Origin of the sequence: Mycobacterium kiyosense, from assembly GCA_021654635.1 — a bacterium.
GTDB classification, from domain to species: Bacteria; Actinomycetota; Actinomycetes; order Mycobacteriales; family Mycobacteriaceae; genus Mycobacterium; species Mycobacterium kiyosense.
The window spans coordinates 1,152,014-1,178,554 of sequence record AP025179.1 but is presented as its reverse complement, the minus strand read 5'-3'; the positions used below and the strand labels follow the sequence as shown (position 1 = coordinate 1,178,554).

The window sequence follows — 26,541 nt, the reverse complement described above, 5'->3', positions numbered from 1 at the left end:
GTGCGGCCGGTCAGGTCGAAGAGTTCGAATCCAGCACTCATGTCTTCTCTTTCGTGTGTAGAACGATTCGGTGGGTCGTCTATTTGGTCAGGGCGTAGCGACCGCCCAGCGGGGGCAACGCCAGGAAGGTCAGGTATCCGGCTGGTGCGTTGACCACTGGCTCGATGGAGTTGACGCAGCGCGCCGCAGTCATGGCCATCGCGTCCGAGAAACTGGAACCGGTACCACCGGGCAGGCCCATCGGAAACTCGCCGCGGAATGGCGGGAATCCGTCGATCTCGACGCGGTAACCACCGTCGGCGCCGATCGATTCCCAGTCCGGCGCCATGTCAGCGGTCGCGCGTGTGATGTGGTTGATGACGAACTTGGGGTCGCCCTCCACCAGTCCGGTCAGCTTCCAGCTCAACGCGCCGATGGTGCCCTCCCCGATCGGCAGACCGGCCGGCGTGGTGAAACTGCTTGGGGCTAAATAGAAGTCCGCTTCAAGGCGAGTGTCGTCCACGACAACGCCCAGCGCATCGGCCAAGACATGCAGCGCCCCACCCCAGCCGACCGTGATCGCACCGAGGCCCTCCGGCGGGATGTCCTGCGGCCGCGCCCCGAAGCCGAGTTGCTGCAACGTGGCCACCGCCGGGTAGGTCGAGACGTCGATGATCTCCCAGGTCCTGATCTGGGTGATCTCGCCGACCACGCTGGCCAGGGTGTAAGCCAGCGCATCGGTGGTGAAACCCGGATCGAACCCGCTGAAATGAACCGTTGTTCCCCCGCCTGCAGCACAGGCGGCTTCCAGCCGTGCGCGAAACGCTTCACCGTCGGCCAAGTGGCGCCAGTGGGTAGCCGTGCACACCGACGTTATGACATTCTTGCCGCTGGCCAGGATCGCTTCGAGGTCGGCGACCCATCCCGCCGCGGGGTTGTCGGGAATGCTGGGATCGGACAACATGTCTTGGGGCATGAAGACCACGCAGTCGGCATCGAGCGCCAACAGTGCATCTCTGTCGTGGGTCAACGTGACCCCGGCTGGTGCACGCCCGATGAGCTCTCCGGCGTCTTGGCCCACCTTGTCGTCGGAGTAGCAGCGCACACCCACCAATTGCAGGTGAGGGTTGTTGAGGATGAAGCCCAACGAGTACTTCCCGGTGTATCCGGTGGCCCATTGGATGACTTTCAGGGGGGACATGAACGCTCCGCTCTGACCTTCAATGTGATGTCCAACACGGACGCTAACAAGTATGTTGCTTGCAAACAAGTTTTTTCCTGGAATGATTTCGCCATGCCAGCCAAAGGTTCTGTCGGGCTCACCCAGGCCGAACGGTCCGTTGAGTCCTCACAGCGGCTGCTTGCAGCGGCCATTGCACTGATCGCGGAGAAGGGGTTCGAAAAAACCACCGCCGCCGAGATCGGTGAGCGCGCCGGCTACAGCCGCGCGATGGTACGGGCCCGATACGGCACCAAAGAGGCGCTGCTGGAGTCGCTGGTGCGGACCGAATACGAGCCCATGTTCCTTGTGGCACCAGCCCCGGCTGCGCACGGCCTCGCGACGATACTCGGCCAATTCGACCATCTCGCCGCCCAAGCGGCCGAGAAGCCCGAACTGCTGACAGCCTTCTTCACCCTGTGCTTCGAGGCCATCGGGCCGGTACGAATGCTCAGCCCTTGGCTACGCGCCTGGCTGGCCCGCTACCGTGCAGCCACCAATACCGCATTCCAGCGGGGCCAGAAAGACGGGTCCATCCGGGCCGATCTTGACGTCGAACTGGAGACCCGGAAGATCATCACCTACGGTCTCGGACTCGGATTCCGCTGGACCCTGGAACCCGAGCTCGTCGACTTCGTCGCCGAACTTCGCCAATGGCGCGACTCCCTAGAAGTCGAGTACGCCCCGCCGCACACTTAGAGTTGCGAGCCACTTGCAGCGGCACACCGTCAAGAACATTAAACCCATTGAATGGCAACATCTTCGAATTGTTCATCTTAATTGGCTACTCGGCTAATGGCCCATATGTCCGCCGAGGGCCAGTACCTGACATACCGGCGCTCCTACCAGAGTCACAACACGACACCCACGAATCACCCTGTGACACAGGGACTCCGGCTTAGCTGTCCGCCGCCCGTCTAGAGGAGCTAACCGGCGTCGGCGGTCGAGTTCACCGGGTCGATCGGCAGCCACCGCAGCGCGGCCGGAGCATCCGCGGGCACCACCGGATGCTCTGGGGCGATCGGGTCCAGCCGCCGGTAGTCGTCACCCTGGAAGGGCCGCTCGTCGTTCTGACCCTTGTTCGGCCAGAGCGACGCGGCCCGCTCGGCTTGTGCCGCAATGGAAAGCGACGGGTTGACACCCAGGTTCGCCGAGATCGCCGACCCGTCCACGACGAACAGCGTCGGGTACCCATAGACCCGGTGGTAGGGATCGATCACCCCGGTGGCGGGGCTGTCGCCGATCGCCGCGCCGCCCAGGAAGTGCGCGGTGAGCGGAATGTTGAACAGCTCACCCCAGGTGCCGCCGGCCACCCCGTCGATCTTCTTCGCGATGCGGCGGGTCACCTCGTTGCCGACCGGGATCCACGTCGGGTTCGGCTCACCGTGGCCCTGCTTGCTGGAGTACCACCGGATGCCGAGCTTGCCGCGTTTGGTGAACGTGGTGATCGAATTGTCCAGATGCTGCATCACCAGCGCGATCACGGTGCGCTCACTCCAGTGCCGGGGGTACAGCAGCCGCAGCATCTTGCGCGGGTCCTCGCCGGCCTGGTCCAGCAACTGCCGCCAGCGCGGCACATCAGTCCCCTCGGGGCCCGTGCCGTCGGTCATCAACGTCTGCAGCAGACCCATCGCATTGGAGCCCTTGCCGTACCGGACCGGCTCCACGTGGGTGTCGGGCGTCGGGTGGATCGACGAGGTGATGGCCACCCCGTGGGTCAGGTCCAGGTCAGGATTGACCTCCAGGGTCGCCGCCCCGACGATGGATTCGGAGTTGGTCCGGGTCAGCACGCCCAGCCGGTCGGACAGCTTGGGCAGCTTTCCGGCGTCACGCATCCGGAACAACAGATGCTGCGTACCCCAGGTGCCGGCGGCCAGGATCAGGTGCCCCGCGGTGTAGGTGCGCTTGTCGCGACGCAGCCAGCTGCCGGTCCGCACCGTCTTGACCTCCCACAAGCCGTCGGAGCGCTGCTGGAAACCTTTGACCGTCGTCATCGGAATCACTTCGGCGCCAGCCGATTCCGCCAAACCCAGGTAGTTCTTCAGCAGGGTGTTCTTGGCGCCGTGGCGGCAGCCGGTCATGCAGCAACCGCATTCCAGGCAGCCGGTGCGGTCCGGCCCGGCACCACCGAAGTACGGGTCGGGCACCGTCACCCCGGGGGCCTTGGTTCCGTCGGGGCCGAAGAACACCCCCACCGGCGTGGGCACCCAGGTGTCGCCGCAACCCATCTCGTCGGCGACCTCCTTGAAGATGCGGTCGGCGTCGGTGAAGGTGGGGTTCTGCACGACGCCCAGCATCCGTTGCGCCTGCTGGTAGTGCGGCATCAGCTCGTCGCGCCAGTCGGTGATGTGCTTCCACTGCTGGTCGTTGAAGAACGGTTCCGGCGGGATGTAGAGGGTGTTGGCGTAGTTCAGCGATCCGCCACCCACCCCGGCGCCGGCCAGGATCATCACGTTCTTCAGCGGGTGGATGCGCTGGATTCCGTAGCAGCCCAGTTTGGGCGCCCAGAGGAACTTGCACAGGTTCCACGAGGTCTTGGCGAAATCTTCGTCGGCGTAGCGGCGCCCGGCCTCCAGCACGCCCACCCGGTAGCCCTTTTCGGTGAGGCGCAGCGCGCTGACGCTGCCCCCGAAACCCGAACCGATGATCAGAACGTCGTAATCCGGCTGCATTCCCGCAGTATGCCCCTCTTTACACGCGCCCTGTAACCGGCGGGTGCTTCGCGGCGAAGATAGACTAAGTTCATGACTAAGTCCACTGTGCTACGGGTCGGCGTCCACGAGGCGAAGACACGCATGTCGGAGCTGTTGCGACTGGTCGATAGCGGGCAGGAGATCGAGATTGCGCGCAGTGGCGAACCCGTGGCAAAGCTGGTGCCATTTCGCCCGCGCGAGATCCGGCGCTTGGGCATTGACCACGGCATATACACCGTGCCTGATGATTTCGACGCTCCGTTGCCAGACGATGTGCTGCAAAGCTTCCATCAGTGAAGCGTTTGCTGGTAGACACTCACGTCTGGCTGTGGATGCAGTCTGATCCCGGGCGGCTACGCGATGAAGCACGTGGCCTCGTTGCGGACGCCCGCAACGACGTTTTCCTCTCCGCCGCCAGCGCCTGGGAGATCGCGATCAAATACCGCCTCGGCAAACTCCTGTTGCCCGAAACCCCAGCCACGTACGTACCGGATCGAATGCGTCGTTCCGGAACATCTGCGCTACCGGTCGAACACGCTCACACGCTGCGCACCGCCGCGCTTCCAGACCATCACCGGGATCCGTTCGACCGCCTCATCGTCGCCCAGGCGCAGCTACTCAACCTGACCGTCGTGACCGCCGATGAGCAACTGTCCGCCTACGACGTCGCGCTCGTCGCGGCGTGACAACCTCAGCTACCGACCGTCAGGCCGACCTTCTGGAACTCCTTGAGGTCGCAGTAGCCGGCCTTGGCCATCGCCCGGCGCAGGCCCCCGACCAGGTTCAGGGTGCCGAACGGGTCGTCGGATGGGCCGTTGAGGACCCGCTCCAGCGGGGAGCGTTCGCCGACGGCGATCTGCAGCAGCGCGCCGCGCGGCAGCGACGGATGCGCGGCGGCCGACGGCCAGAACCAGCCCTCGCCCAGGGCTTCGGCGGCCTCGGCCAGCGGCGTACCCAGCACCACCGCATCAGCCCCGCAGGCGATCGCCTTGGCCAGCTCGCCGGAGGTGTGGATGTCGCCGTCGGCCAGCACATGCACGTAGCGCCCCCCGGTCTCGTCGAGGTATTCGCGGCGGGCCGCGGCGGCGTCGGCGATCGCGGTGGCCATCGGCACGCTGATGCCCAGCACCTCGTCGGTGGTGGTCACGCCCCGGGTGGCGCCGTAGCCGACGATGACCCCGGCCGCGCCGGTGCGCATCAGGTGCAGCGCGGTGCGGTGATCCTGGACACCGCCGGCCACGACGGGGACGTCGAGTTCGGAGATGAAGCTCTTCAGGTTCAGCGGTTCGCCGTCCCGGGCCACCCGTTCGGCCGAGACGATGGTGCCCTGGATCATCAGCAGATCGATACCGGCCTGCACCAGCACCGGCGTCAGGGCCTGGGCGTTCTGCGGGCTGACCCGCACCGCGGTGGTGACACCGGCCTCGCGAATGCGGGCCACCGCGGCGCCGAGCAGGTCGGGGTTCAGCGGGGCGGCGTGCAGTTCCTGCAGCAGCCGGATCGCCGCCGACGGTTCGGGCTCCTTGCTGGCGGCTTCGAGCAGTTGCGTGATCTTGGCCGGTACGTCGGAGTGCCGCCCGATCAGGCCTTCGCCGTTGAGCACGGCCAGGCCGCCGAGCCGGCCCAGCTCGATGGCGAACTCCGGGGACACCAGGGCATCGGTCGGGTGGGCCAGCACCGGGATCTCGAAGCGGTAGGCGTCGAGCTGCCAGGCGGTCGACACGTCCTGCGACGAGCGGGTGCGCCGCGACGGCACGATGTTGATTTCGCTGAGTTCGTAGGTACGACGGGCGTTGCGGCCCATGCCGATCTCGACCATGGCCAGTTCGCTGTTCACCGGGCGTAGTAGTTGGGCGCTTCGACGGTCATGGCGACGTCGTGCGGATGACTTTCCTTCAGGCCCGCGGCCGTGATCCGGACGAACTGCGCCTGCTGCAGCACCTCGATGGTGGCCGAGCCGGTGTAGCCCATCGCCGCGCGCAGGCCGCCGGTGAGCTGGTGAATCACCGAGCCCAGCGGGCCACGGAACGGCACCCGCCCCTCGATACCCTCGGGAACCAGCTTGTCCTCGGACAGCGCGTCGTCGGCGAAGTACCGGTCCTTGGAATAGGACTTGCCGCCGCCTCTACCCTGCATGGCACCCAGCGATCCCATGCCGCGGTAGCTTTTTGTACTGCTTGCCGTTGACGAAGATCAGCTCGCCGGGCGCCTCGGCGGTTCCCGCCAACAGCGAGCCCAGCATGGCGGTCGAGGCTCCCGCGGCCAACGCCTTGGCGATGTCGCCGGAATACTGCAGCCCGCCGTCGGCGATCACCGGCACACCCGCCGGAGCACACACCGCGACGGCTTCCAGGATCGCGGTGATCTGAGGGGCGCCGACACCGGCCACCACCCGGGTGGTGCAGATCGAGCCCGGACCGACACCCACCTTCACCGCGTCGGCGCCGGCGTCGACCAGAGCTGCGGCCGCCGCGCGGGGTGGCCACGTTGCCGCCGACCACCTCGACCCGGTCGCCGACCTCGAGCTTGAGCTTGTTCACCATGTCCAGGACCAGGCGGTTGTGCGCGTGCGCGGTGTCGACCACCAGCACGTCGACACCGGCGTCGACCAGCATCATGGCGCGTACCCAGGCGTCGCCGCCAACGCCCACGGCGGCCCCGACCAGCAGCCGCCCGTCGCTGTCCTTGGTGGCCAGCGGGTGTTGTTCGGTCTTGACGAAGTCCTTGACGGTGATCAGCCCGGTCAGCTTGCCGCGGCCGTCCACGATGGGCAGCTTCTCGATCTTGTTGCGGCGCAACAGGCCCAGCGCCGCCGAGGCGCTGACCCCCTCCTGAGCGGTGATCAGCGGCGACTTGGTCATCACTTCGGCGACGTGCTTGTTCTGGTCGACCTCGAAGCGCATGTCGCGGTTGGTAATGATGCCCACCAGTGCGCCGTCGTCGTCGACGACGGGCAGGCCGGAGATCCGGAACCGCGCGCACAGCGCGTCGACCTGGGCCAACGTGTTGTCCGGACGGCAGGTGACCGGGTCGGTGACCATGCCGGCTTCGGACCGCTTCACCATCTCGACCTGGCCGGCCTGCTCGGCGACCGGCAGGTTGCGGTGCAGCACACCCATGCCGCCGGAGCGGGCCATCGCGATGGCCATCCGCGACTCGGTGACGGTGTCCATCGCCGAGCTCACCAACGGCACCTTGAGCCGGATCTTCCGGGTTAGCTGACTTGAGGTGTCGGCCGTGGCGGGCACCACATCCGACGCCGCGGGCAGCAGCAGCACATCGTCGAAGGTCAGGCCGAGCATCGCGATCTTGTGCGGGTCGTCACCGCCGGTCGGCACCGGATTCTCGGCCAGGCCGCCTACCCGCACATAGGGGCTGCCGACCAGGTCGGAGCTGTCTTCGAGGCCGGACATGCCACGGGACATCGGCGAGGCCCTCCAATATGCCTGCTGGGTGGAAAGCCCATCCTATCGGCTCCCGGGGCTGCCGCAGTCACGACTTCGGCGTGGCGGCGGTCCGAACCCGCGCAGTCACGGCGTGCCTCGATAATTTCTGGCGTTATCACTACCCGGCTGCGTAGGCTGTGGGGGTGCGTGACCACCTTCCACCGGGTTTGCCACCCGACCCTTTCGCGGACGACCCGTTGGACCCGTCGGCGGCGCTGGAGGCCGTAGAGCCTGGTCAGCCGCTGGACCAGCAGGAGCGGATGGCCGTCGAGGCCGATCTGGCCGACTTGGCCGTGTATGAAGCGTTGTTGGCGCACAAGGGAATTCGCGGCCTCGTGGTGTGTTGCGACGAATGTCAGCAAGACCACTACCACGACTGGGACATGCTGCGCGCCAACCTGCTTCAACTACTGATCGACGGAACGGTCCGTCCGCACGAGCCGGCCTACGATCCCGAGCCGGACGCCTACGTCACCTGGGATTACTGCCGCGGCTACGCCGACGCGTCGCTCAACGAGGCGACCTCGGACGCCGACGGCTTCCGCCGCCACCTCTGATCTGAAGTCCGGTTAGTCAGGGCCTGTTCGGGAACGGAGTTCTCGGCGCCACCGGCCCCGTTGTTCGATCCCACAGCGCACCCGGCGGTGTCGACGACGCCGGCGCGCTCGGCCCGGCTGCCGGCGTGTTGGGCGTCGCCGACGGGCTGGGCTTGGGCTTTCCCTTCGATGACGTGGGCGGAGGCGAAGCAGGCGTAGTGGTCGTCGGCTTGGGCTTGGTGGTCGTTGTGGTCGGTGCCGGGCTGTGCGTGGTCGTCGCCGGCGGCGAAGACGCGGTGGTGCCCGGGTCCAGCGGCGGTGTCCACGAGTTCGCCGGCGCGGTGGCATTCGCGTCGCGCTTTTCCAGCTTGGTGTTCAGCTGGTTCACCTCCGCCAGCAGTCCCTGCTTGCGGCCGCGGTCGTTGACACCCTGCAAGGTGGTGGAGACCTCGGCCAGCTGATTCTGCGCCTGATCCCACTGACCCTGGGCGATCATCTGCTCGACCTTGGCCAGGTCCGCCTTGGCGGACAGCATGATCTGGTCGTCGTTGACTCTGGGCTCGTTGAACATCATCGCGTGCAGGCCGTAGAGCAGATCGCCGGGCTTCGCGTCGGCCACCACGGCACCGAAGCCGCTGAGTGCCAGCAGGGTTGCCGCCACCGAGCCGACCGCGGCCAGCCCGCGACCACCGCGCGGGCGGTGCGCCATCCCGTGGCGGAGCGCGTCTTCGGCCTCGTCCTGGGACACCAGCGCGCTGGCCGGTGGCCATCTCAGGTCGTCGCGCCAGTCGCCGAGCAGCTCGGCCAGCGCCTGGTCTTCGAAGGCCGGCAATCCTTCGGCGGCGCCGAGTCGGGTTTCGGTGCGGGCGGCCAGCGCGTCCAGCAGTAGGTCGGTCTGGGCGACCTCGTCGAGCGCGGGCTGGTCGCCGCGGGTGAAATCGGATCTGTGGTTACGCATAGTCACCTGCCGCGACGATTTCGTCCTTCAACCGTTGAAGGGCGCGGTGTTGAGCCACCCGGACAGCTCCGGTGGTACTTCCGACGGCTGCGGCGGTCTCCTCGGCACTCAGACCGACTACCACGCGCAGGATCAGGATCTCGCGTTGCTTGGCCGGGAGCGTCTCGAGCAGTTCGTTCATCCGGGTGACCGAGTCGGCCTCGATGGCCATCTGTTCCGGGCCGGCGTCGTAGGACCGGCGCTCGGGAACGGCCTCGGTGGGATAGGCCAGGTCCCGGCCGGCGGCGCGGTGCGCGTCGGCGACTTTGTGGGCTGCGATGCCGTACAGGAAGGCCAGGAACGGGCGTCCTCGGTCCCGGTAGCGCGGCAGCGCCGTTATGGTGGCCAAACACACCTCCTGTGCCACGTCATCTGCTGACAATCCACTCCGTTCGACGGTGCCGACGCGCGCTCGGCAGTACCGGACGACGATCGGACGGATGGTCTCCAGCACCTCCCGAAGTGCATTCCGGTCCCCTGCGGCGGCCTGGCCGACCACAGCGTCGAGACGTTCTCCCTGCATTGTCATCGACGGTGGTTTCTCCAAAGTCACGAACGGGACTCATCCCGGGCTAACTCGCTGGTCGGTAGTAACGGCAGGACAGAACTTCACGCGGTACGCCAGGCGCCACCGGCGCGTTGCACCTCACCTGCGCAAATATCCCTAATTTCGAGCAGTTCGGGCAGCCCCTGTGCTCCAACCGTGACGCTTCCGGTATCCATCAGCAAGCAAGCCAGCGCCCAGCGCAGAGGTGTCAATCCCAGCGGTTCGGCCGCCTGCAGGGCCTGTTGCGCGACGTCACGCGCCCGCTCGACATCCCCGGCTGCGCACAGCGCGGCCGCGAGTACGACGGCGCTCTTGATCCGGTGTCGCGCCGATCCGCCGGTCATGGTTGCCGCCCGCCCGACCGCGCCCTCGGCGCGCTGCACGGCGGTTCGCCCGTCGCCGCAAGCCATCGCCAGCTCCGCTGCGACCCAGCCGCGGCGCACGGCCAGGCGGTCTGCGGCCAGGGCCGACAGCTCGGCCTGATGCAGTGCCTCGTCCGCGCGGCCCAGCAACACCTGGGCGGCGGCGAAGCGGCCGACGCCCAACGCGTCGGCCGCCAGCCCGATCAACGCGTCGGCGCGGGCCTCGGGGTCGCTCCCGGCCAGCGCCAGCGCGCGGCCGTCCCAGCCGCGCGCCAAGGTGTGCCAGCCCAGCCGCCGCAGGAACGATCCGTGTGTGCTGTGTGCGAGCGAGGCCAGCCGACCGGATGTGGCTTGGCGGCGCAGCAGCGCCAGGTCGGCATAGGCGCTGGCGTACCGGCCCTGCCCGCCGGCGGCGACGGCGCGCAGCCACAACTGATCGGCGGTCGCGGCGGTGGGCAGCGGCCAGGTGGCGGGCGCGGCGCCGAAGGCGGCCCGGGTCAGCGTCGCGTCGATGGCCGCGAGGGGTTCAGTCACCGCGATAGCTCACCCCGGCCCGATCCACTGACGCAACTGCCACCGCGGCGGCGCCGCCAACCCATCCGCTCGTCCGGCACCATGACCCGGTCCCCGGGCCTGCCCCGGCCCGGAACTGGAACGAGTTTCACTCACCGTGATAGCTGCGGTCCCACCCGTAAAAAGTTTGTGCTTTCTGTGTTACCAGAATATTAATCGCCATGGCCGACGTGCCAATCACAACCCTGCGACAATATCCCTGTGAGCTGCCACGATAGGGTCTCTTTCCAGCTCGATTAGCACACCTACCCTTCACCGAAAGCGAGATAGATGAACGCAGAGTTAATTCTCCCAGAACCAGTCTGTTTTTAATCACATCAAGCGCCTATTGACGGAAATTCGTTAGCGCCCCTAGCGTCTACCTTGTTCGGTGTAGTCATCGGTGACGCCACTGCCAATTCAGTTGCACAACTCGCGTTTGTTTCGGGTCGGCCCCTTCGGTGGGGCGTGCAGAGAGGGAATCAGCAATGCCACAGCCGGAACAGCTACCTGGGCCCAACGCCGACATCTGGAACTGGCAGTTGCAGGGGTTGTGCCGAGGCGTCGACTCATCGATGTTCTTCCATCCCGACGGAGAGCGCGGCCGAGCCCGCATGCTTCGGGAGCAACGCGCCAAGGAGATGTGCCGGCGCTGCCCGGTAATCGACGAGTGCCGCACGCATGCGCTCGATGTCGGTGAGCCCTACGGAGTGTGGGGCGGCCTGTCGGAGTCCGAGCGCGAGTTGCTGCTCAAGGGCGCCATCGGTCGCGGCCGCGGTATCCGCCGCTCGGCCTGATTGCCGTTAGACGACGCAGGCCCGGGGTGCGTTTCGCCTCCGGGCCTGCGTTTGTTTGCTGGTCGGATGCGATCAGAGCAGGTGGGTGCGCAGGTGGGCCTGGGCGCTCGCGTGAAAAGCCCTCAGCATCTCCGATTTCGGAGCAAATAGTTCGGCCCCGTGGTACATCCCGGGAATCGTGACAAGCGTGCTGGTGACGCCGCTGGATTGCAGCCGCTGCGCGTAGTCGACGTCCTCGGTGTAGAACAGGTCGAGTTCTCCCACCCCGACCCAAGCCGGCGGCAGCCCGCTCAGATCCTGCCGGCGCGCGGGTGCCGCGTACTCCGGCGCGTCCGACATTCGCGGTTGGCGGCCCAGATAGCAGCTCCAGCCGAACCGATTCGCTTCCGGGGTCCACATGAACCGGCCCCGCCCGGCGTGATCGGTGCGCAGCGTGCTGCGGTCGTCGAGCATCGGGTACACCAGCACCTGCGCCCGCAGCGGGATTCCCTCGTCGTGGCTGCGCTGCGCGACGGCGGCGGCCAGGCCACCGCCCGCGCTGGCGCCCATCACGGCCAATCGCTGCGGGTCGATGCCCAACTCGGCGGCGTTGGTACGCAGCCACCGCAACACGGTCATGCAGTCGTCGAGTCCGGCCGGAAATGGGTGTTCGGGCGCCAGCCGGTAGTCGGGTGAGACGGTGACCACGCCGAGTTCCCGGGCCAGTCGCGCGGCGAAACCGACCTCCATCTCCGGCGAGCCCATGACATAGCCGCCACCGTGTATGTACAGCACGGCGGGCCGTGGCGCAGCGATATGGGTGGGCGTGACGATCAGCACCCGAACGGAGGGCTCACCGGCGCGGCGTTCGGTCACCGTCACGCCCGGTCCCGCGGGGCTGGGTATTCGCGAAGCGCGGCGAAACAACGGCAGCGACCAGGCATGCCCGATTCCAGGAACGAACGGCAGCAACGGATTTCGGAGCTCGGGCGCCACTTCGGCCAGGCTGTGGCGCGCGGCCGCGTATCGCCGGGCCGCCAGCGTGGCCGCCCCTGCCGCGGCAACGACGGCGAATCGCTTCGACGAGCCGACGAGCACCACGGCCCGATTAAAGCACGGGCGGCTGGTGCCGCGCCCCGGGCGCGGCGACCGTGATTCCCAAAGCTGCGGCGGCCTGACCGAGCCGAGTGTCGGAGGTGACGAGCGCGGCCAACGGCGCGGCACTCGACGCGACTTGAGCGGTAGCCAGATGCACCGCGTCCAGCGTGCACAGGCTTGCCTCGGGGTAGGACGCAGCGGTGGAACGAATCACGGGGTCGAGGTCGAACCGGTCCACCCTGGCGAGCACGGCGGGAACCGCCGGAAGGCCGTCGGGAGCCACCACGCGGAGCGCGCGGGGCAGCTCAATCTCCGCCAAAACCGATGTTATCCAAGGCATTTCAATGCGATCGTCGAGCCACTGCACCAGTCACCGACACTTCGCCCACGCCGATCATGTACTACAAAGTTGCTCTACCGCAGTCACACCAACTGGGCGCGCCGGCGCACGAGGTAGGCCTTCTCGGCCGGGTTGTCGACGAGCATCAACGCTGCGTCGTAGGCGGCGCGCGCTTCGCTGGACCGCCCGAGGCGCCGCAGCAGCTCGGCGCGGGTGACGTGAAATGCGTGATAGCGCTTCATGTTTGCCCGCGGCAACTTCTCGACCCGCGCTAAGGCGACCTCGGGCCCGTCAAGTTCGGCAATCGCGACCGCGTAGTTGAGCTCAGCGACCGGTCCTGGGTCGATCACCAGCAGCTGTCGGTACAGCGCGGCGATCTGGGACCAGTCGGTGTCAGCTGCGCTCGGCGCGTCGGTGTGTACCGCGTTGACCGCGGCGAGCAATTGGTAGCGACCGGGACGGTTGATCGCCAGGCAGTTGCGGACCAGGGCGTGCCCTTCGGACACAAGTGCCCGATCCCACGCACCTCGATGCTGTTCGGGCAGCGGCACCAACTCACCGTCGGCGATCCGGCTCGACCGCCGAGCCTGCGTGAGCAACATCAGAGCGAGCAAGCCCGTCGCCTCCGGACAGTCGGGCAGCAACCCGCACAGCATTCGGCCCAGCCGGATGGCCTCGGTGGCGAGGTCGTCGCGCACCGCCACGCCGGAGGTCGCCAGATATCCCTCGTTGAAAACCAGATAGATCACCGCCAGCACCCCGGCGACCCGATCCGGCAGGTCTTCGGCGGCGGGTACCCGGTACGGAATACGCGCGGCGGCAATCTTTTTCTTGGCACGGTGGATCCGCTGCGCCATCGTTGTCTCCGACACCAGGAATGCCGCGGCAATCTCGGCGACCGAAAGGCCGCCGAGCAGGCGCAGCGTCAGCGCCACCCGTGCCTCGATCGCCAGCGCCGGGTGACAGCAGGTGAAGATCAGCCGCAGCCGATCGTCGGCTATGCCGCCCGTGGCTTCGTGCGCCGGTTCATCGCGAATCATGTTGGCTGCCAGATGTTTTGACGTTCGCTGTGATTCGCGGCGGATCAGGTCGATCGCCTTGTTGGCCGCGACTGTGATAAGCCACCCGGCCGGGTTCGGCGGTACCCCGTCCCGCGGCCACCGTTGCAGAGCAACCAGCAGCGCCTCGCTGGCCGCCTCCTCGGCGACGTCGACGTCGCCGAATCGACGGACCAACGAGGCGATCACCCGTCCGTACTGGTCGCGATAAACCCGCTCGATCGCGTCCACGTGTTTGCCCAACCTGCCTGCCCTAAGGGGCGTCCCCGAACGGCCGCACCTCGACGCGGCCCTGACAGGCTTTGGACCCTTGTTTCGCCCAGTCCAGCGCGGCATCGAGGTCGGCGGCTTCAATGATCCAGAACCCGCCGAGATATTCCTTGGATTCGGTGTACGGGCCGTCGGTGATCACGGGTGTGTCGCCGGTGTTATCGACCACGGTGGTCACCTCGCGAGGCATCAAACCACCGGCGAACACCCAGGCGCCGGCCGTCTGCAGCTTCTCGTTGAACGCGTCGACGGCGTCGAAAATCGGCTGCGTCTGCTCGGGCGTCATCTCGGCCATCGCGGCGGCCTCCGCGGTGTCGTGGTTGACGGCCAGAAAGTACTGCGGCATCTCTTGCTCCCTGCGCTACGCGGGCGCGCCGGATGGCTGCCCGTCATGATATCTACGAAGACGACGTCCTCGTTATGACACCGGCAGCCGGGAAAATTCATCGAAATCGGTAGCCGAGACGCCGTCGCGCTGGACGGCGCAGGTCAGATCGCTGCCTAGCCGGAATGCGGCGGAAGGTTGTAGGCGAACGATTTCTGCTGGCGCTGCTTCATCTTCTGCAGGCACTGGTGATGCTTGCGTGCGTGGTATGCCAGCGGAAAGTAGGTCAGCCGGTCTGGCAGCACCCGGTAGGCGGTGCGGATCACCGTGTAGGCCCGCACCAGCTGGCGTTCCTCCTTGGCGCTCCAGGTGACGCCGAGCTTTTCGCGAAGACGCGGATCCAGGAGCCCGACGACGGACAGGTAGTTGAGCCGGATCGAGGGCCGCACCGCGGCCCGGGCCAGCGGGGCCAGCTGTTTCGGGAAGGACGGCGGCAGCTCGACCTTGCGGGTCTGCATGTCGTGCATCAACTGCAGCGCCTGCGGCGTGCCTTGCAGCTTGTCCAGCATCGCTTCGAAGTAGTCGGCCATCTCCTGCTGCGACTCGGGGTATCCGCGCATCGGCACGTGCAGCAGCCGGGCCAGCCGGCGATTGTCACGCAGCAGCTCCTGCTTCTCGACCTCGGTGAATTCCCGGCCGATCAGCAACCGGCCGGCCTGCGCGTTGACGATGTAGCCGGTGGCGATCACCCATTGGTACGCCTCGGGGTTCAGCGCGCTGATCTGTTTTCCGGTCTCGGCGCTTTTCATTTTGATCGGCTGGTGCATCGCACGGACCCGGTCACCCTCGGCAGCGGCCTCGGTTCCACCGTAGGTCCAGCGCAGCACCGAGTCGACGGAACGTATCGCACGTCCACCCGGGTCACCGTGGAACGCCGCGGAGTAGCGGCCGGTGATCTCGGCGATCACCGGGTGCATCGCCTGCATCATGAATGCTGCGCCCTCGAGGATGAGGAATGTCCAGTGTCCGGTGTGTTCGGCGGTCAGCGAATCCGGCGGCACGAGTTCGATTCCCCCGGAATCCTCGGCCTGCCGGTGGACTTCGAGGTTGGTGGCGGTCATCGGTTCCCTCCCGTCGAACTGATGACCCGACGCTAATATGACCGTCAGGTCGCATTCAAGTCGCGTCAGGAGTACCCAGTGAGCGCAACAAAGCCCAGTTCAGGCCGCCGCAAGGCACCACAGCAGGCCCGTTCCCGCGAGATGGTCGCAAAAATTGTGTTGGCCACGGTGTCGTTGCTGCACGAGTACCCGCCCGAGCAGCTCACCACCAATCTGATCGCCGAGAAGGCAGACATCAGCAAGGGGTCGATCTATCAGTACTTCGCGAACAAGGAACAGATGATCGATGCCGCGATCGAGCAACTCGCCGCCGATCAGGCGCCCGGCATCGAGGCCCGGCTCCGGGCGATCACCCTCGACCAGCCGGAACCGGCGATGGAAGCATCGATCGACATCCTCATCGACGTCACGATCGCCAACCGCCGGTTGATTCGCTACCTGGCCGAGCGGCCCGATCACGTCCGGACCTTCGACAACATCTCGGGCCTCAACGCCACGTTGCTGGCGATGTCCACCCTGCACATGAACCACTACCGCAGCCAGTACCGCAGCGAACTGAGTCCGAGCGCATTGGCGTGGTTGTTCTTCAACATGGCGGTGGCGACGACCCTGCGCTATATCGAGTCCGACGATCCCATCAGCCTCGACGAACTGCGCACCGGGCTGAAACTCGCCTCCGCCGGCTTCCTCATCGGCAATCGAGACTAGCCCCGCGGTTGCGGATTACTCGCCGCCGGTGATCCAGTTTGTGGCCTGCTCGGACTCACCACCGGCGAAGTGGCGGATCTGCGCCGCGACGAAGTGCGAGCCCAGATGCTGAGCGAGATCGCCCATGTGCGAGTCGGTGACGATGGCGATCTTCTTGACGTGCCGGTGATGGTCGCGCACGAATCGGATGTGGTTCACCAGTGCCCCGAAGCTGTCCCAGCCCGGAAAGTGCTTCGCCTCGATGATGAGGCCGGCCAATGCGCCGCCCGCCTCGATCTCGGGGTCCACGACCTTAGCGAGTTCGGCGAAATCGCTTTTGTCGAGCGATGATTCGGGCGAAACGTGCAGTATCGAATTGGCTTTGTCCAATTGGTAATCGATCATGTCGGCTCCTCGACTCGTGACCTGATCACCATCCTCGGCGTGGCGTGGACCGATCGTCAGCGGGACAAGGTAACCAACGGGCAGGGTCTTTGGTCACGCCGGATCAAGACGCGGGCCGTTGGGCATGCGGCGATCCTCGCGGCAGCCCGCGAGGTATTCGCCGAGCCCGCGGTCGCCGACGATGTCGACGAGCAAGGAGATTTGTTGGGCGCCTTGTTGATTGGCGAGACATTCAGTCGCCATGGCCGACGGGAAACTCGCCGCTATGTCACCCGGCGAGCTGATCGAGATGCCGGCATGGCAAGTTGCGATCAGATTGTAAGTAATTGCGGCACGCGGTAAATCGCGTGGTCAGATCGGGTGCGGGAGTTGACGGGTGGGTTATCGCGGTTAGGCCTGACGGGGATGGTCCGCGCTACCGTTTTCCCGTCTCGATGACAGACAAGTTTTGACTACCTCGGGAGTGAGCCAGATGTCCGTTATCGCCGCCACCGCAACAACCGATACCGCTGACGGGGCCACCGTCGCTGGTGTGCTTACCGTGGCTGATCGTGTGGCCGACCAACTACGGGAGACCGCCGCCGAGCGGGACAGGGCCAACGGCACCCCGCGAGCCGAGATCGAACTGCTGCGCAGCAACGATCTGCTGCAGGTGCAGGAACCGATCGAGTACGGCGGATCCGGCTTCACCTACGCCCAAGCGGCCCAGGTCACCCGCCGCATCGCCCGCGGCGACACCTCGATCGCCCACCTGATCGGCTACCACTACGCGCAGACTCGGATCGCCGGGCTGTTCGGCACGCCCGTCCAGGCCGACGCGTTGTCGCGCCGCAATGCGGCCGAGAAGCTGTTCTGGGGTGGTATCCAAAACCCGCGCGGCGGATCCGATCTCGTGCTCACTCGCGACGGTGACGGGTTCCGGCTCAACGGGCACCGGACGTTCGCCAGCGGCGCCAGCACCGGAGACCAGCTGTCGGTGACCGCGGCATTGGACGGCGAACTGGTATTCCTGTCGCTGGACGTCCGAGGCGGCCGCCAGGGCTTCACATTCCTCAACGATTGGGACAACATCGGGCAGCGCCTGACCGACTCGGGCGGCGTGCGCATCGATAATGCGCGCATTGAACACGACGAAGTCCTCGGCGAGGAACCGTTTGTCGGCGCGACGCCCAGCCCGTACCAGACCCTGGTCACGCCGCATTGGCAGTTGGCATTCGCCAACTTCTATATCGGCACCGCCGAGGGCGCGCTGTCCGAGGCGCTGGACTGGACCCACCGATACGCCTCGCCCTGGGAATCTTCCGGTGTCGACAAAGCCACTGACGACCCCTACATCCTGCGTACGGTCGGCGAGCTGACCAGCCAGGTGCACGCCGCGGCGCTGCTCACCGACCGGGCCGGTGATGCGCTGCAGACGGCGTTGGCGGTGGGCCCCGCGCTGACCGAGGACCAGCGGGCCGAGGCGGCGGTGGCGGTCTACGAGGCCAAATATTTCACCACGACGGTGTCGCTGGAAACGGTCAGTAGGTTGTTCGAAATCCAGGGTGCGCGCGCCACGTCCAGTCGTTACGGGTTCGACCGGCACTGGCGCAACCTGCGCACCCACACCCTGCACGACCCGGTGGCCTATAAGGCGCGCGAGGTGGGCGACTGGGTCGTCAATCGCCGCCGGCCCGAGTTCTCGCTCTACCGCTGAGGTCCCCCATGCCGACCGACCCGACCACCACGCCGCTGCGCTTCGCCTACTGGGTGCCCAACGTCAGCGGCGGCCTGGTGACGTCGACCATCGAGCAACGCACCGACTGGAGTTACGACTACAACGTCGAGCTGGCCCGGCTGGCTGAGAACACCGGCTTCGACTACGCCCTCACCCAGGTCCGCTACACCGCCAGCTATGGTGCCGAATACCAGCACGAGTCAACCAGTTTCAGTTTGGCGCTGCTGCTGGCCACCCGGCGACTGAAGGTGATCGCCGCGGTACACCCGGGGCTGTGGCAGCCCGGGGTGCTGGCCAAGTGGGCGGCCACCGCCGACCACCTCTCGGGTGGTCGGGTCGCCGTCAACATCGTCAGCGGCTGGTTCAAACACGAGTTCACCGGGCTGGGTGAGCCGTGGCTCGAACACGACGAGCGCTACCGTCGTAGCGCCGAATTCATACAGGCTCTGAAGGCACTGTGGACGCAGGATCGGGCCAACCTGGCCGGCGATTTCTATCGGCTGCGCGACTTCAGCATGCAGCCCAAGCCCGTCTCGCTGCCCGGCCGACTGCATCCGGAGATCTTTCAGGGCGGCAACTCCACCGCGGCCCGTGGCAACGGCGGGCGCTATGCCGATTGGTATTTCTCCAATGGGAAGGACTTTGACGGCGTGGCCGAGCAGATCGGGGAGTTGCGCGAGATCGCGGCGTTGGCAGGACGTTCCGAAGCTCCCCGATTCGGCCTCAACGGGTTCGTCATCGTGCGCGACACCGAGGCCGAAGCGCGCGAAGTTCTACGAGAGATCGTCGCCAAAGCCGATGTGACCGCCGTAGCGGGATTCGCGAACGCGGTGCGCCAAGCCGGCGCAGCCACCGCCGACCACCGCGGCATGTGGGCCGATTCGAGTTTCGAGGACCTGGTGCAGTACAACGATGGCTTCCGTACCCAGCTGATCGGCACCGCCGAGCAAGTCGCTGAACGCATCGTCGCCTACCGCAAACTGGGCGTCGACCTGATCCTGACCGGATTCCTGCACTTCCAGGAAGAACTTGAGGCATTTGGCGAGAAGGTGTTGCCGCTCGTCCGGGAATTGGAGGTGGCTGCAGGCCTCGACCCTGCCGCGGTGCCGGCGGCGCCGGTGGCTACGGCGTCACCGTGACCGCCACACGTCCGACGTCGGCCTTGGCTGAGAGCTTCAGCGACAAGCTTTTGTCATGTTGTAGGTGCCCGATACGCGAAACACCCCCGGCCCTGAGACCGGGGGTGTTTTCGCGAGCGCTTACTCAGTGGTGGTGGTGACCATGGCCGTGGTCATCCGCGGCCTCGGCCGGCTTGTCGACGACCGCCGTTTCCGTGGTCAGCACCATCCGCGCCACCGAGGAGGCGTTGAGCACCGCCGAGCGGGTCACCTTGACCGGGTCGACGATCCCGTCGGCGGCCAGGTCACCGTAGGTGCGGCTGGCCGCGTTGAGGCCGTGCCCGGTGGGCAGCTCGCTGACCTTGTTGACCGCGACCGCGCCGTCGAGCCCGGCGTTGGTGGCAATCCAGTACAGCGGCGCGGCCAGCGCGTCGGAGAACACGTCGACACCCAACTGCTCGTCGCCGCTGAGCCCCTCGCGCAGCGACTTCAGCACGTGCCGGGCCTGGATCAGCGCGGAGCCACCGCCGGAGACGATGCCTTCCTCGACCGCGGCCTTGGCCGCCGCCACCGCGTCCTCGACGCTTTCCTTGCGCTCCTTGAGCGCGGTCTCGGTGGCGGCCCCCACCTTCACGACCGCCACACCGCCGGCCAGCTTGGCCAACCGCTCGCTGAGCTTCTCCCGGTCCCACTCGGAGTCGCTGGCCTCGATCTCGGCCCGCAGTTGCTTGACCCGGTTGGCGACCGCGTCCTTGGACCCGCCGCCGTCGACGATGATGGTGTCGTCCTTGCTGACCACCACCCGCCGGGCGGTGCCCAGCACGTCGAGGCCCGCCTCACGCAGCACCAGCCCGGTGTCGGGGTTGATCACCTCGGCGCCGGTCACGATCGCCAGGTCCTGCAGGAACGCCTTGCGGCGGTCGCCGAAGAACGGCGCCTTGACCGCCACGGCCTTCAGCGTCTTGCGGATGGAGTTGACCACCAGCGTGGCCAGCGCCTCACCCTCGACGTCCTCGGCGACGATCAACAGCGGCTTACCCGCCTCGGCCACCTTCTCCAGCAGCGGCAGCAGGTCGGGCAACGAGCTGATCTTGTCCTGGTGCAACAGGATCAGCGGGTCTTCCAGCACGGCCTCCTGGGCGTCGAAGTCGGTGACGAAGTACGCCGACAGGAAGCCCTTGTCGAAGCCGACGCCCTCGGTGAATTCCAGCTCGGTGTTCAGCGTGGACGATTCCTCGACACTGACCACACCGTCGGCGCCGACCTTGGTCATCGCCTCACCGACCAGTTCGCCGATCTGCTCGTCGCGCGAGGACACGGTCGCCACCTGAGCGATCGCGTCCTTGCCCGACACCGGGGTGGCCGCGGCCAGCAGCGCCTCGGACACCGCGTCGGCGGCCTTGCTGATGCCCGAGCCCAGGGCGATCGGGTTGGCGCCGGCGGCAACCAGCCGCAGGCCGCCCTTGACCAGCGCCTGGGCCAGCACCGTCGCGGTGGTGGTGCCGTCGCCGGCGACGTCGTTGGTCTTGGTGGCCACCGACTTCACCAGCTGGGCGCCCAGGTTTTCGAACGGGTCTTCCAGGTCGATCTCCCTGGCGACGGTGACGCCGTCGTTGGTCACCTGCGGCCCGCCGAACGCCTTGGCCAGCACCACGTGCCGGCCGCCGGGTCCCAGCGTCACCTTGACCGCGTCGGCGAGCTTGTTCACGCCCGCCTCCATGGCACGACGCGCGGTCGCGTCGAACTCGATAAGTTTGCTCATTCAGGGTCCTTCCGGGCACATTGGTCTTCAGCCTTGCGTCCCAACGCATGCCGCCCCGGAAACCGCCCGTGCCTGAGCACGGGGATCCCCGGGGCGGACACGGTGTCTTACTTGTTGACGACAGCCAGCACGTCGCGTGCCGACAGGATCAGGTATTCCTCGCCGCCGTACTTGATTTCGGTGCCGCCGTACTTGCTGTAGATGACGGTGTCACCCTCGGAGACGTCGAGCGGAATCCGCTTCTCGCCGTCCTCGTCCCAACGCCCGGGACCGACTGCGACGACGGTGCCCTCCTGGGGCTTCTCCTTGGCGGTGTCAGGAATGACCAGACCGGACGCGGTCGTGGTCTCGGCCTCGTTGGCCTGTACGAGAATCTTGTCCTCGAGTGGCTTGATGTTCACCTTCGCCACGATTGGAGCCCTCCACTAGTTGAATCGGGTCCGAGGCGTGCGCCCCGACCGGAGTTGGCGGCCGGTCCGGGGAGTGCCCGAACCGTCCGAATTACCAGGTGATTCGGCCTTCGTCCGTTGTCCTTGCGCCGTCGTCGCGGGTGCCGGCACAGGGGCTGTCCGATTGCCACCTAGCACTCTATACATGAGAGTGCTAGCACTCAAGGGCGGGCCGGTGCTTCTTTCGGGTGGTGTCGTTCGCCGTTGGCGAAAGCACCCGCCAGCTGCGCGCGAAGGGCGACTCGATGCGCACTCAACTTCACATCGTGCACACAGCCGACGATGGATAATCAAGAAGGTGCACGCTGGAATCCTTCGCGCGAAGCGTATCGAGTTCGGCACAGCTGTCGCTGCGGCCCTCCTGGTGGCATTCATCGGAGCCGCAGGGACGGCCCACGCCGATCCGAACGGCCAGATGTACGGCGACCCGCAAACAGCCGCCGCCTACTGGCGCTACCAGCACCAGCAAGACTGTGGCCTGATGGCTGTGGCCGACGTGGTCGGCCAGCTCACCGGCCGCGAGCCAAGTCAGCTCGGCATCGAATTGCGCGGCATCTTCACTCCCAGCCAATCCCACCGCGGCGGTGTCTACTCCTTCGACGGCACGTCACCGCAGGACATGGTGCTGCTGCTGCAGCACTACGGCATCCAGTCCCAGCTGACGACCGGCAACACGATGCAGGGCATCGAGGCCGACCTGGCCGGCGGACACAAGGTCATCGCGGCGCTCAACGCCGAAACCATTTGGAACTATCCCGCCGGTCAGGGGCAACGCACCGCAGCCGACCACGCCGTCGTCGTCACCGGGGTGGACACCGCCAAAAACGTCGTCCACCTCAACGACAGCGGCACTCCGAACGGCCGCAACGAGGTGATCCCGATGACCACGTTCACCCGAGCCTGGTCGACCGGCGACAACCTGCTGATCGTCACCCAGCAAACCGGTTACGGCACGGTCGCGCGGACGCCCCGCATCTGAGCGCTCACAGAATCTGGCCCAGCAAGACGGGCATTCCCGGGTCGCTGGGCGCATCCAGCGGCGACGGCGGCGCCCCCGCAGCCACCAGATGCGCCGCGAACGCCGCGATCATCGCCCCGTTGTCGGTACAGAGCCGGGGCCGCGGGATCCGCAGCGTCAAACCGGCGTCGGCGCAGCGCTCGGTGGCCAGTTCCCGAACTCGTGAGTTGGCGGCCACTCCCCCGGCGATCAGCAGCGTCGACACTTCGAGCTCGCCCGCCGCACGCACCGCTTTGCGGGTCAGCACGTCGGCGACGGCCTCCTGGAACCCGGCTGCTACGTCGGCGGCCACAAAGTCGGGATTGGACTCGACATATCGCGCGACCGCCGTCTTGAGGCCCGAGAAGCTGAACGCATAGGGGTCATCACGCGGTCCGGTCATGCCGCGCGGAAATACGACGGCGTCCCGGTCACCCGTCCGGGCCAGTTCGTCGAGCACCCGACCCCCCGGATAGCCCAGGCCCAGCAGCCGCGCCACCTTGTCGTAGGCCTCGCCGGCCGCGTCGTCGACCGTGCTGCCCAGTTCGACGATCGGCTCGCCCAGGGACCGCACGTGCAGCAGGTGGGTGTGCCCGCCGGACACCAGCAGCGCGACGCACTCGGGCAGCGGCCCCTGCTCGTAGACGTCGGCGGCCAGGTGCCCGCCCAGGTGGTTGACGGCGTAGAACGGCACCCCCCAGGCCGCCGAGTAGGCCTTGGCCGCAGCAACTCCCACCAACAGCGCGCCGGCCAGCCCGGGCCCTATCGTCGCCGCGACGATATCGGGCTTGGCCAAGCCGGCTGTCTCGAGCGCGCGGCGCATCGCCGGTCCGAGAGCCTCCAGATGCGCCCGGGAGGCGATCTCGGGCACTACCCCGCCGAACCGCACATGCTCGTCGACGCTGGAGGCGACCTCGTCGGCCAGCAACTCCACGGTGCCGTCGGGACCCAGCCGCGCGATGCCGACTCCTGTTTCGTCACAGGAGGATTCGATGGCCAGGATCGTCGTCATCTAGAGAGCCTCCCTGCGCATGGTGTAGGCGTCGGCGCCGCTGACCCGGTAGTACCGCTTGCGCAGCCCGACCTGTTCGAACCCCACACTGCGATACAACCCGATCGCGGGCTCGTTGTCAGTGCGGACCTCCAGATAGACCACGCCGCCCTCGGCGAAGGCGAGCAGCTCGTCAAGCAGCCTGCGGCCGATTCCCTGCCCCTGAAACGCCGGGTCCACCCCGATGGTGTGCACCTCGTACTCGAAGGGCGGCACGCGGCCCAGCCGGGTGATGCCGGCGTAGCCGACCAGCGTCTCGCCGCTGCGCGCGGCGACGTAGTGGTTGGTCTTGCTGGCCAGCTCCCGCTCGAACGCCACAGCCGGCCAGGGGTCGTCGCCCTCGAACAGCAGCGCCTCCAGCTCGGCGCAGCGACGTGCGTCCGCACGGGTCAACGGTCCCAGCACGACGTCCGTCATGCTCGCGCCGCCGGGGGTTTGGCATCCGGACGGCGCAGGTACAGCGGTACCAGCCGAGCCGGCTCCGCCGACCAGTCATCCACCGCGCGCACCAGCCCGGCCGGTGTCGGGTAGACCGGCTCGATGACCGGCAGTCCGAACAGTGCGGCGTGCTCCGGGGAACCGGCCACTGCCACCGACGGCCCTGGGTCGACGTCGGCCGCGGCACCCACCGCGGGCCCGTTAGTCCGGACGCCGTCGCGGTAGCGCGCCCAGTAAACCTCGCGGCGGCGGGCGTCGGTGACCACCAGCGTCTCGCCGGTGGTGAGCACGCCGATGGCGTCCAGGCTGCACACCCCGTGCACGGGGACGCCCAGGGCGTGCCCGTAGGCGGCGGCGGTGGCCATGCCAACGCGCAGCCCGGTGAACGGGCCGGGACCGCAACCCACTACAACGGCGTCCAAGTCGCTCATGGCCAGTCCCGTATCGGCAAGTGCCGCAACCACATTCGGCGTCAGCCGCTCGGCGTGCGCGCGGGGGTCGACGGTCACCCGCTCGGCCAGGACGTGGAAGCCGGCGTGCTCGATCCGCACCAGCCCGGCAGTGACGGCGGGAGTGGAGGTGTCCAGAGCCAGAATCGTCATGGCATCATCTCGGCCAGCGCGATGTGCCCTTCGAAGCCAAGCGTTTTCGCCGTGTCACGATAACGATCCCGGAAGCCTCGGTACGCCTCGGCGTCGCCGTGCGCGGCCGCCAGCAGCGCCCGCAGGCGCAACAGCGGGACCTCGAACAAAACGAATCCCGGATCGGTCGGCTCGGCCGCCAGCCGCTCGATCGTGGCTTGTGCCTCCTGGACGTCGGCGCTGGTGCCGCGCTGCAGCAGCGCTTCCACCAGGACCCGGACAGCCTCCCCGAGGGACAGCGCGTCGCCCGCGTCGAACGTGTAGTCCACGACTGCGCGTGCCAGCTCGATGGCGCCCTCGACGTCGCCGTTTCGGGCTTTCTCCTTGGCAATCTCGGTGTCGACGGTTCGCACCACCTTCGTCGCGTACCCATGCCGCACGTTGGCTTCCCGAAACTGGGCAAGCAGCGCGAACCCCGCCGCACGTTGCGAACCCCCCTGATTGATCAGGAAAAGCCCCCGGCTCACCCGGGCGCCATCCACCACGAAGTCGTCGCCGGAATGCTCGGCCCACTTCATCGCTTCGGCGGTGTCCCGGTCAGCCGCCGCGTCGGGGAGTAACACCCCCGCGTGCACGGCGAAGCGGTACTTGAACACCACCGGGATGATCAGCAACGCCGGTTCGACGTCGCGGGCCACCGCGACCGCCTGGTCGAGGTCATCCCGCCAGCCCGCGAGGCCAAGGCAATATCGGCAGCAGCCACGCACCAGGATGGCCATCGCCAACGGCGACCCGATGGGGCCCAGAGCGCCCTTGGTGGCGTCGCCGCCGGCCAGGTCGATGACACGCTGCGCCATGCGCAGACCTTCGGCGGGCCGACCGGCCTGCCACATCGGATTGCTCGCGAAGGTCAGGATCGCCAGCGGCGGATCGACGATCGACTCCAGTAGCCGGCTGCAATCGGACGCAAGCCGCGCCGCTTCCCGGTAACAGTTGTGGAAGATCAGGGTCGTCATCAAGCCGGCCATCCCGATCGCCTCCGAGGTGGTGTCGCCGGCGGCGCGGCAGAGGTCGCGCAGTTCGTCGAAGCCGGTGTCGGCGACGCTGCCGGCGACGCGAGCGGTGTTCAGGCACAGCAGAGTCCGCGGGGCGATGCGCATCGACGCCCGGCCCGGGGCATCGTCGGGCAACCGGTCGGCGACCGCTCGCGCGCGCAACCAGCTGGTGCGAGCCGCCCGGATATCGCGGGATTGCGCCCACGCTCCGGCGCGCATCAGCCAGCCGAAAGCGGCGGGCAGGTCATCGGCGGCCTCGAAGTGCCCGGCGATCAGCGCCGCGTTCTCGTCCAGCGAATCGGGGTGGCGTTCTGCGATCGCGGTTGCCAGCCTGCGGTGCAGTTCGGCGCGGTCGGACTTCAGCTGCGTCTGGTAGGCCACGGCCCGAATCAGCGGGTGGTGGAAGGCGTATTCGACGGTCGGGGCGAAACGCACCTGGTCGACGAGCTCGGCTGCGACCAACTCCGCCAGCTCGGTCTCGCCGGGTAGCAACGCCAACTGCTCTGCATCGAACCGCATGCCGATCACCGCGGCGGCGTTCAGCGTCTGCTTGGCGGCTGGGCCCAGCCGGTCGATGCGGGCGGCGATGGTGGCCTGCAGGGTCGCGGGCACACCCGCATCGGCGTGCTCCACCTGGCAGACGTACCGTCCGCGGGTGCCGGTCAGCACACCACGTTCGGCCAGATCGCGCACCATCTCCTCGACGAAAAACGGGTTGCCGGCGGCCCGCTCGGCAATCATGGTGGCCATCTCGTCGACCGACGGGCTCGGCCCCAGCTGATCCCTGACCAGTGCCGCGGTCTCCGGCTCGCCCAGCGGTGCCAGAGCGATGTGCTGCGCCTCGGGGAGCCGGCTCAATACGCCGCGATATTCGGGGCGGTAGGTGACCAGCACCAGCAAGTGCGTCTGGGGAATCACCGCGAAAAAAGTCGGCGAGCAGGGACTCGCTGACCCCGTCGATC

At 67.2% G+C, this 26,541-nt stretch carries 27 protein-coding genes and 2 pseudogenes; 10 read left to right on the top strand and 19 right to left on the bottom strand.

The window, feature by feature from the left end:
- Positions 1–79 precede the first annotated feature (79 nt).
- A complete protein-coding gene (locus tag L6444_RS05610; protein ID WP_236981255.1) occupies positions 80–1,180 on the bottom strand; it encodes an NAD(P)H-dependent amine dehydrogenase family protein in 1,101 nt (366 codons plus the stop codon).
- Positions 1,181–1,207: 27 nt separating this feature from the next.
- On the opposite strand from L6444_RS05610, the gene L6444_RS05605 reads away from it, so the two are divergent.
- On the top strand, positions 1,208–1,897 hold the full coding sequence (locus L6444_RS05605; RefSeq protein ID WP_236981254.1) for a TetR/AcrR family transcriptional regulator: 690 nt from the start codon (positions 1,208–1,210) through the stop codon (positions 1,895–1,897).
- Between the two features lie 227 nt (positions 1,898–2,124).
- Here L6444_RS05605 and L6444_RS05600 read toward each other — a convergent pair whose 3' ends face one another.
- On the bottom strand, positions 2,125–3,870 hold the full coding sequence (locus tag L6444_RS05600; protein ID WP_236981253.1) for a GMC oxidoreductase: 1,746 nt from the start codon (positions 3,868–3,870) through the stop codon (positions 2,125–2,127).
- Between the two features lie 72 nt (positions 3,871–3,942).
- Between L6444_RS05600 and L6444_RS05595 the strand changes: the two genes are divergently transcribed.
- Positions 3,943–4,188: a type II toxin-antitoxin system Phd/YefM family antitoxin gene (locus L6444_RS05595; RefSeq protein ID WP_236981252.1), complete on the top strand. Its 246-nt coding sequence runs from the start codon at positions 3,943–3,945 to the stop codon at positions 4,186–4,188.
- Complete coding sequence (locus L6444_RS05590) at positions 4,185–4,577, top strand: type II toxin-antitoxin system VapC family toxin (RefSeq protein WP_236981251.1); 393 nt, start codon at positions 4,185–4,187, stop codon at positions 4,575–4,577. Before L6444_RS05595 ends, L6444_RS05590 begins: the two co-directional genes overlap by 4 nt.
- 5 nt (positions 4,578–4,582) lie before the next feature.
- Here L6444_RS05590 and L6444_RS05585 read toward each other — a convergent pair whose 3' ends face one another.
- A complete protein-coding gene (locus tag L6444_RS05585) occupies positions 4,583–5,710 on the bottom strand; it encodes a GuaB3 family IMP dehydrogenase-related protein (protein WP_236983847.1) in 1,128 nt (375 codons plus the stop codon).
- Positions 5,711–5,724: 14 nt separating this feature from the next.
- Positions 5,725–7,316: pseudogene (gene guaB / locus L6444_RS05580) on the bottom strand (IMP dehydrogenase).
- A gap of 164 nt (positions 7,317–7,480) precedes the next feature.
- On the opposite strand from guaB, the gene L6444_RS05575 reads away from it, so the two are divergent.
- Positions 7,481–7,894, top strand: a complete 414-nt coding sequence (locus L6444_RS05575) for a DUF5319 domain-containing protein (RefSeq protein ID WP_236981250.1) — start codon at positions 7,481–7,483, stop codon at positions 7,892–7,894.
- A 16-nt stretch (positions 7,895–7,910) separates the two neighbouring features.
- Here L6444_RS05575 and L6444_RS05570 read toward each other — a convergent pair whose 3' ends face one another.
- The 3 genes from L6444_RS05570 to L6444_RS05560 form a co-directional block, all read right to left on the bottom strand.
- Positions 7,911–8,831 carry an anti-sigma-D factor RsdA gene (locus L6444_RS05570; protein WP_236981249.1) on the bottom strand — a complete coding sequence of 307 codons (921 nt, stop codon included), beginning with the start codon at positions 8,829–8,831 and terminating at the stop codon, positions 7,911–7,913.
- Positions 8,824–9,399 (bottom strand): ECF RNA polymerase sigma factor SigD, encoded by a 576-nt coding sequence (sigD, locus tag L6444_RS05565; RefSeq protein ID WP_236981248.1) that lies wholly within the window; start codon positions 9,397–9,399, stop codon positions 8,824–8,826. Before sigD ends, L6444_RS05570 begins: the two co-directional genes overlap by 8 nt.
- Positions 9,400–9,479: 80 nt before the next feature.
- Positions 9,480–10,313, bottom strand: coding sequence for a hypothetical protein (locus L6444_RS05560; RefSeq protein WP_236981247.1), 834 nt, complete (start codon positions 10,311–10,313; stop codon positions 9,480–9,482).
- 506 nt (positions 10,314–10,819) lie between these two features.
- On the opposite strand from L6444_RS05560, the gene L6444_RS05555 reads away from it, so the two are divergent.
- On the top strand, positions 10,820–11,128 hold the full coding sequence (locus tag L6444_RS05555) for a WhiB family transcriptional regulator (RefSeq protein ID WP_180917012.1): 309 nt from the start codon (positions 10,820–10,822) through the stop codon (positions 11,126–11,128).
- Between the two features lie 72 nt (positions 11,129–11,200).
- On the opposite strand, the gene L6444_RS05550 is transcribed toward L6444_RS05555, so the two are convergent.
- The 5 genes and pseudogenes from L6444_RS05550 to L6444_RS05530 all read right to left on the bottom strand — a co-directional run bounded on the left by L6444_RS05550 (position 11,201) and on the right by L6444_RS05530 (position 15,319).
- Positions 11,201–12,208, bottom strand: coding sequence for an alpha/beta hydrolase (locus L6444_RS05550; protein ID WP_236981246.1), 1,008 nt, complete (start codon positions 12,206–12,208; stop codon positions 11,201–11,203).
- A 7-nt stretch (positions 12,209–12,215) separates the two neighbouring features.
- Positions 12,216–12,575 (bottom strand): annotated as a pseudogene (locus L6444_RS05545) (PIN domain-containing protein); the annotation flags it as partial.
- Positions 12,576–12,628: 53 nt separating this feature from the next.
- Positions 12,629–13,846, bottom strand: coding sequence for an RNA polymerase sigma factor (locus L6444_RS05540; protein ID WP_236981244.1), 1,218 nt, complete (start codon positions 13,844–13,846; stop codon positions 12,629–12,631).
- Positions 13,847–13,856: 10 nt separating this feature from the next.
- On the bottom strand, positions 13,857–14,219 hold the full coding sequence (locus L6444_RS05535; RefSeq protein WP_236981243.1) for a YciI family protein: 363 nt from the start codon (positions 14,217–14,219) through the stop codon (positions 13,857–13,859).
- Positions 14,220–14,374: 155 nt separating this feature from the next.
- Positions 14,375–15,319 carry an oxygenase MpaB family protein gene (locus tag L6444_RS05530; protein WP_236981242.1) on the bottom strand — a complete coding sequence of 315 codons (945 nt, stop codon included), beginning with the start codon at positions 15,317–15,319 and terminating at the stop codon, positions 14,375–14,377.
- Between the two features lie 141 nt (positions 15,320–15,460).
- On the opposite strand from L6444_RS05530, the gene L6444_RS05525 reads away from it, so the two are divergent.
- The gene (locus L6444_RS05525) at positions 15,461–16,027 is read left to right on the top strand and encodes a TetR/AcrR family transcriptional regulator (protein ID WP_236983845.1); all 567 of its coding nucleotides are present in this window, start codon (positions 15,461–15,463) and stop codon (positions 16,025–16,027) included.
- A gap of 15 nt (positions 16,028–16,042) precedes the next feature.
- On the opposite strand, the gene L6444_RS05520 is transcribed toward L6444_RS05525, so the two are convergent.
- Complete coding sequence (locus L6444_RS05520; protein ID WP_236981241.1) at positions 16,043–16,411, bottom strand: SpoIIAA family protein; 369 nt, start codon at positions 16,409–16,411, stop codon at positions 16,043–16,045.
- A gap of 39 nt (positions 16,412–16,450) precedes the next feature.
- Between L6444_RS05520 and L6444_RS05515 the strand changes: the two genes are divergently transcribed.
- The 3 genes from L6444_RS05515 to sfnG all read left to right on the top strand — a co-directional run bounded on the left by L6444_RS05515 (position 16,451) and on the right by sfnG (position 19,267).
- A complete protein-coding gene (locus L6444_RS05515; protein ID WP_236981240.1) occupies positions 16,451–16,753 on the top strand; it encodes a hypothetical protein in 303 nt (100 codons plus the stop codon).
- A 199-nt stretch (positions 16,754–16,952) separates the two neighbouring features.
- Positions 16,953–18,107 carry an acyl-CoA dehydrogenase family protein gene (locus L6444_RS05510; protein ID WP_236981239.1) on the top strand — a complete coding sequence of 385 codons (1,155 nt, stop codon included), beginning with the start codon at positions 16,953–16,955 and terminating at the stop codon, positions 18,105–18,107.
- Positions 18,108–18,115: 8 nt separating this feature from the next.
- The gene (gene sfnG / locus L6444_RS05505) at positions 18,116–19,267 is read left to right on the top strand and encodes a dimethylsulfone monooxygenase SfnG (protein ID WP_236981238.1); all 1,152 of its coding nucleotides are present in this window, start codon (positions 18,116–18,118) and stop codon (positions 19,265–19,267) included.
- A gap of 124 nt (positions 19,268–19,391) precedes the next feature.
- Here the strand turns inward: sfnG and groL are convergent, their stop codons facing one another.
- A complete protein-coding gene (gene groL, locus L6444_RS05500; RefSeq protein WP_236981237.1) occupies positions 19,392–21,008 on the bottom strand; it encodes a chaperonin GroEL in 1,617 nt (538 codons plus the stop codon).
- Between the two features lie 107 nt (positions 21,009–21,115).
- On the bottom strand, positions 21,116–21,418 hold the full coding sequence (gene groES, locus L6444_RS05495; RefSeq protein WP_036352908.1) for a co-chaperone GroES: 303 nt from the start codon (positions 21,416–21,418) through the stop codon (positions 21,116–21,118).
- A gap of 403 nt (positions 21,419–21,821) precedes the next feature.
- On the opposite strand from groES, the gene L6444_RS05490 reads away from it, so the two are divergent.
- The gene (locus L6444_RS05490; protein ID WP_236981236.1) at positions 21,822–22,436 is read left to right on the top strand and encodes a C39 family peptidase; all 615 of its coding nucleotides are present in this window, start codon (positions 21,822–21,824) and stop codon (positions 22,434–22,436) included.
- Between the two features lie 4 nt (positions 22,437–22,440).
- On the opposite strand, the gene tsaD is transcribed toward L6444_RS05490, so the two are convergent.
- The 4 genes from tsaD to L6444_RS30445 are packed head-to-tail and all read right to left on the bottom strand — an operon-like array spanning position 22,441 to position 26,497.
- Positions 22,441–23,466 carry a tRNA (adenosine(37)-N6)-threonylcarbamoyltransferase complex transferase subunit TsaD gene (tsaD, locus tag L6444_RS05485; protein WP_236981235.1) on the bottom strand — a complete coding sequence of 342 codons (1,026 nt, stop codon included), beginning with the start codon at positions 23,464–23,466 and terminating at the stop codon, positions 22,441–22,443.
- Positions 23,467–23,922 carry a ribosomal protein S18-alanine N-acetyltransferase gene (gene rimI, locus L6444_RS05480; RefSeq protein ID WP_236981234.1) on the bottom strand — a complete coding sequence of 152 codons (456 nt, stop codon included), beginning with the start codon at positions 23,920–23,922 and terminating at the stop codon, positions 23,467–23,469.
- On the bottom strand, positions 23,919–24,545 hold the full coding sequence (tsaB, locus tag L6444_RS05475; protein WP_236981233.1) for a tRNA (adenosine(37)-N6)-threonylcarbamoyltransferase complex dimerization subunit type 1 TsaB: 627 nt from the start codon (positions 24,543–24,545) through the stop codon (positions 23,919–23,921). The genes rimI and tsaB overlap by 4 nt, the downstream gene beginning before the upstream one ends.
- Positions 24,542–26,497: a hypothetical protein gene (locus tag L6444_RS30445; protein ID WP_459551944.1), complete on the bottom strand. Its 1,956-nt coding sequence runs from the start codon at positions 26,495–26,497 to the stop codon at positions 24,542–24,544. The genes tsaB and L6444_RS30445 overlap by 4 nt, the downstream gene beginning before the upstream one ends.
- Positions 26,498–26,541 lie beyond the last annotated feature (44 nt).